This window comes from Frankia sp. CgKIO3 (assembly GCF_977946435.1).
On record NZ_CDWTMO010000248.1, the window covers coordinates 1 to 4,132 of the forward strand.

A 4,132-nucleotide genomic window follows, 5' to 3' on the forward strand; every position below is an offset into this window, starting at 1 on the left:
GGTCGATTCGGGTCGGGGAGGGGTTCGCATGTCCAGTCGTCCAGGGCACGCAGGCCGTCGATCACTCGTTGCAGTAGCCCGAGGTCGACGGCGTCCGGGTCCGGTGCGCTCCCGCCGACAGGCGCAGGGGGGCTGCGTCGGGGCAGGTCCGGCGAGTCCGGCGGGGCGTCGGCGACGAGATTCACCGGTGGTGTGCCGTGGGACAAGATCGCCCAGGTGACCTTGCCGTTGCTCCAGTAGGTGCCGTCGGTGTTGCGGACCCGGACCCGGTAGCAGCCGAAGTCGCGGGTCAGTGCGGTTACCAGGTGCAGGCCGCGGCCGTCCTCGGCCTCGGGGTCGGCGGTCCGGAGGGTCGGTTGGTCCGCCGCCCCGTCCCACACCTCGACGATCACGTCGTGGTGGCTATAGGTGATGCGCACCGCGATCCGCGATACCGAAGCACGGTCAGCGTGCTGGTCTCGTGCTCGCTGGCTGGCGACGAGGCCGTTGGTGGCCAGCTCCGACACCACGAGGACAGTCGGGGCGAGCAGCTCGTCGAGGCCCCAGCCGCGGAGCTGCGTCGCGACGTCATGGCGGACAGCGCCGGCGGAGCGCGGGGTCGCGGGGTAGTACCAGACCCGGTGCGGTAGCCGGGAGACGGGACGGGTGGGCTCGGTGGAGGTGGCGGCGGCGAGGACGGTGGTCATACGGCTCTCCCGGCGGGGGGATCGGGACGGCTCGCGGGCCCGAGTGCGGCCCCGTCAGGCGGAGCGGGTGCGGGCGCGATGTCGTGCACGAGAGCGAGATTGTGTTCGGCGAGGATCACGGTGCGGCACGGCCATCGGCTCCCGCAGCCCGCGCATCGGCCGTCAGTGTTGACGTGCGCGTCGAGCGCATGCAGCGCCGTGCGGTGAAGCCGGTCGCAGCCGAGGCCGGGCAGGTCGAGATCCCCGTCGCGTGTGCGCCGGTCCACCCGCCGCCCTGCTGTGATCATCGGGTCGTGGGTGCGCGGCCGGCCGTGAGGACCCGCGAGGCCGCGGGCGGCGCGACGGGGACGGCTGTGGCGCGGTGGGTGAGCGGGGACTGGTCCGGTCCTCGGTTCGGCAACGGGGCGAGCATGGGGCGCACCTCTCCAGGCAGGTGGGACGGTGTGATCAGCGAGATGTGGTCGTCTGCGTTGGGTCGGTGCCGGCGCGGCTGGCCGGGTCAGCGGCGAGCGCGGTGAGGGTGGCGTTCAACGCCGCGTCCGCGCTGTGGCGGCGCAGGGTCCGGGTCAGAACGTCGAGGACGGACAGAGCGGGCAGCGGACCGCACGCCAGGTCGGCCGTGGCCGGGTGGAGTGGCAGGGCGTCGGTAGGCAGCGTCAGTGCGGTGACGACGGTGTCGTAGACGGTGGCGGCCCAGATCGTCAGCACAGCGGCCAGCCAGCCTCGCCACTCGCCACGGCGGGCGGCGAGCCGTCCGGCCAGCCACGCCTCGACCCCCTCGACGAGTTCCGCGCGGACCGGCGGCGGACATCCCAGGATCATCAGGTGCAGATGGCCGAGCAGCATGGCGGTGTCCACGGGTTCCCCGCCGGGCCCGAGCGCGGGCGACACCAGCACGGCCCGCGGCGAGCCGGCGGGGTAGAGCACGTGGTGCGGGGTGAGGGCTCCGTAGGCGATACCGGCGCGGGTGAGCAGCACCGGGTCCAATCCGGAGGCCAGCCGCGCGAGCCTGGCCGACAGGCTGTGCGTAAGCGTCTTCACCTCCCCGGCTTCGTTAATCCCGCCGGCGTGCGGGGACCGTGGGTGGAGGTGGTCGGCGGTGCGGCCGAGCGCCGCGGTGACGACCAGCGGCAGGTTCCGGGTACCGGTGGCGGCGACCAGGCGCAGCGGTTCCGGCGGATCGCTGTGCAGCCCGGCGAGGTCGTCCATCAGCAACATCAGCACCTCGGTCAGCGCCGCCGGGCGGGCCTGGACCTGGTCGGCCAGACTCGTGCCCGTCACCCACGGTGTGACCATCACCCCGTCCGTGATGGTGGCCGGGCCGGGGACCCGCAGACCGCTGTAGACGGCCAGCGTGGTGAGCTGTTCGGCTTCCCGGACGGTCAGGTCCGCCCGCGGCCCGTCGGCGTCGTCGGCCAGCACCGCGGGGAGATTCCCGTGGTCGCCGCGCACCACGCGCGCCAGCGCCGCCCCCCTCGGGCGCCAGCTCGCGCACAGCGTCTCGGCACCGGCCTGCACCCGGCGCACCACCGCACTACCCCCGGTGACCATCGGCCCGACCGTCACCTCCGCCGCCGGCCACAGACGGGCGGTCGCGGCGGCGATCCGCGCCTCGGCGTGGGCGAGAAGACAGGTGACGTCGCGGTCGGACCAGCAGGTCGGACAGCCGGACCGGGGGCTCACCGGATACGCTCGACGCCGCCGTAGAGCGGCAGCCGCCCCTCGGACGCCGTCCCGGAGCCCTGCCGGTCCTCGGCCCAGCCGGGAAGCAGGACCACGCTGGGCTCGATCAGGCCACAGTCTTCGAAGAACCGCAGGATCTCGGTCCGGCTGCGCAGCCGCAACGGCGCCGTCGTCCGCCGGTACAGCGTGGCGGCGTCGGTGACGTCATCGGCCTGCCCGTCACCGGTGGTATGGGTGAGAACCAGGTAGCTGCCCGTGGGCAGCGCGCCGATCAGCCGTTGCGGGTGGGCGTCGTCGTCGAAGAAGTGCAGGACCGCCACCAGCAGAAGCCCGACCGGCCGCTACAGGTCGAGCAGCCCGGTGAGCTCCGGATACCGAAGGATTTCCTCGGGACGGTGAAGGTCGGCTTCGATGGCAACCGCGGCGGGCGTGCGTGCGAGCAGGATCTGGCTGCTCGCGACGGCAACCGGGTCGCTGTCGACGTAGACAACCCGCGTGCCGGGCGCCATCCCGGAGGCGACCTCGTGGACGTTGCCCATCGTCGGCATCCCCGAACCGATGTCGAGGAACTGGCGGCCCCCCGCCGAGCCGGCAAGGTATCGGACCGCCTCGCCCAGGAACATCCGGTTGACCCGTGCGGTCTGGGCGATCTGCGGCCACGTTTCCACCAGGCCCTTCGCGGCCTCACGGTCGACGGCGAAGTTATGGGCCCCACCGAGCAGGTAGTCGTAAATCCTCGCAATGTTGGGCGTAATGCTGGGATCTTCACGCCCGGGGGACTCGAAGCTGTCGGTGCTCATCACGCCGACCTCGCCCACAGGCGGTCCGCCCCGCCCAGACTGCCCCGCGCTCGTCGGTGCCCTGCCTCACCCGGTGTGTCCGGCCTGGGCCTGGCGTCGAAGGCGGCGTCGAAGGGCGCGGCCGTCGCGGGAACGATCCTCGTCATGGGAACGGACCTCACTGAGAGTAGACGTCGGGGGACGGCTACCACCATCGCCCTGACAAGGGCACGAAACATTCCCGTCAACCCGAAGAATCAGTTCGGCTCCCCGTAGCCCCTTTGACCTGGAGTAACACTTACGGACAGGGTCCGTTAGTTCGGGTTGTACGACCCCCCTTCCCGTGGAGTGATCGCACCACTACCGTGGACATGTCCCGGAAGGAGACGGGGACCGCGCAGACGGGGAAGGGGTGGGGGGTCGTCATGGGCAGGCCGAGCCGGCGGGTGGAGCAGGACGAGCTACGAGCCCGGATGCGGGCGGCCGGGATGAGCCACGACGAGATCGCCATTGAGTTCACCCGCCGCTACAAGCTGCGCCCCCGCATCGCCCACCGGATCGCGCACGGCTGGACCCAGCCAGCAGGCCGCCGACCGCATCAACGCCCACGCCGCCCGTACCGGCCTCGACCCCGACGGTGCGGCCAGCATGACCACACCCTGGCTGTCCGAACTGGAAACCTGGCCGCTCCCACTCCGGCGCCGGCCCACCCTCCAGATCCTCGCCCAGCTCGCCGCCGTCTACGGCTGCGACCTTCACGATTTGCTTGACCTCGACGACCGCGAACACATGCCCCCACCGACATGCTCCTCATCAACTCGATCCGCGCGGGAGACGCGAAAACAAGGAGTGTCGGCGCCGCAGTACCGATCGAGCTGACGAAGTACGATGGCACGCTCGCGAAACCCGCACTCGTCGATATATCGGACTACCGAGCATTTGAGTCCGCAGCGGTGGTTCAGGACCAGAACCCAGAGCTAGTCG

Annotated in this window: 4 protein-coding genes and 2 pseudogenes; 1 reads left to right on the plus strand and 5 read right to left on the minus strand. The window is 71.5% G+C overall.

All coding sequences use genetic code 11. The annotated features are described in order from the left end of the window. From AC08OJ_RS18895 to AC08OJ_RS18915, 5 genes and pseudogenes are all read right to left on the minus strand, one after another. On the minus strand, positions 1 to 686 hold a 686-nt coding region (locus AC08OJ_RS18895; protein WP_476596442.1), incomplete at its 3' end, for an ATP-binding protein. Further along, positions 683 to 973: a hypothetical protein gene (locus AC08OJ_RS18900; protein WP_476593107.1), complete on the minus strand. Its 291-nt coding sequence runs from the start codon at positions 971 to 973 to the stop codon at positions 683 to 685. The genes AC08OJ_RS18895 and AC08OJ_RS18900, both read right to left, overlap by 4 nt. Before the next feature lie 160 nt (positions 974 to 1,133). Beyond that, positions 1,134 to 2,369, minus strand: a complete 1,236-nt coding sequence (locus AC08OJ_RS18905) for a hypothetical protein (protein ID WP_476593106.1) — start codon at positions 2,367 to 2,369, stop codon at positions 1,134 to 1,136. Continuing rightward, positions 2,366 to 3,169, minus strand: a pseudogene (locus tag AC08OJ_RS18910) (SAM-dependent methyltransferase). The gene AC08OJ_RS18905 and the pseudogene AC08OJ_RS18910 overlap by 4 nt, the downstream one beginning before the upstream one ends. Beyond that, positions 3,169 to 3,315 carry a hypothetical protein gene (locus AC08OJ_RS18915; RefSeq protein ID WP_476593105.1) on the minus strand — a complete coding sequence of 49 codons (147 nt, stop codon included), beginning with the start codon at positions 3,313 to 3,315 and terminating at the stop codon, positions 3,169 to 3,171. Before AC08OJ_RS18915 ends, AC08OJ_RS18910 begins: the two are co-directional and overlap by 1 nt. Before the next feature lie 258 nt (positions 3,316 to 3,573). Between AC08OJ_RS18915 and AC08OJ_RS18920 the strand changes: the two are divergent. Next, positions 3,574 to 4,008 (plus strand): annotated as a pseudogene (locus tag AC08OJ_RS18920) (hypothetical protein); the annotation flags it as partial. Between the last annotated feature and the right edge of the window lie 124 nt (positions 4,009 to 4,132).

Excerpts from the sequence above, each read along its gene's own strand:
- AC08OJ_RS18900 (WP_476593107.1), bottom strand. The coding sequence starts at position 973 with ATGATCACAGCAGGGCGGCGGGTGGACCGGCGCACACGCGACGGGGAT.
- AC08OJ_RS18915 (WP_476593105.1), bottom strand. The coding sequence starts at position 3,315 with ATGACGAGGATCGTTCCCGCGACGGCCGCGCCCTTCGACGCCGCCTTC.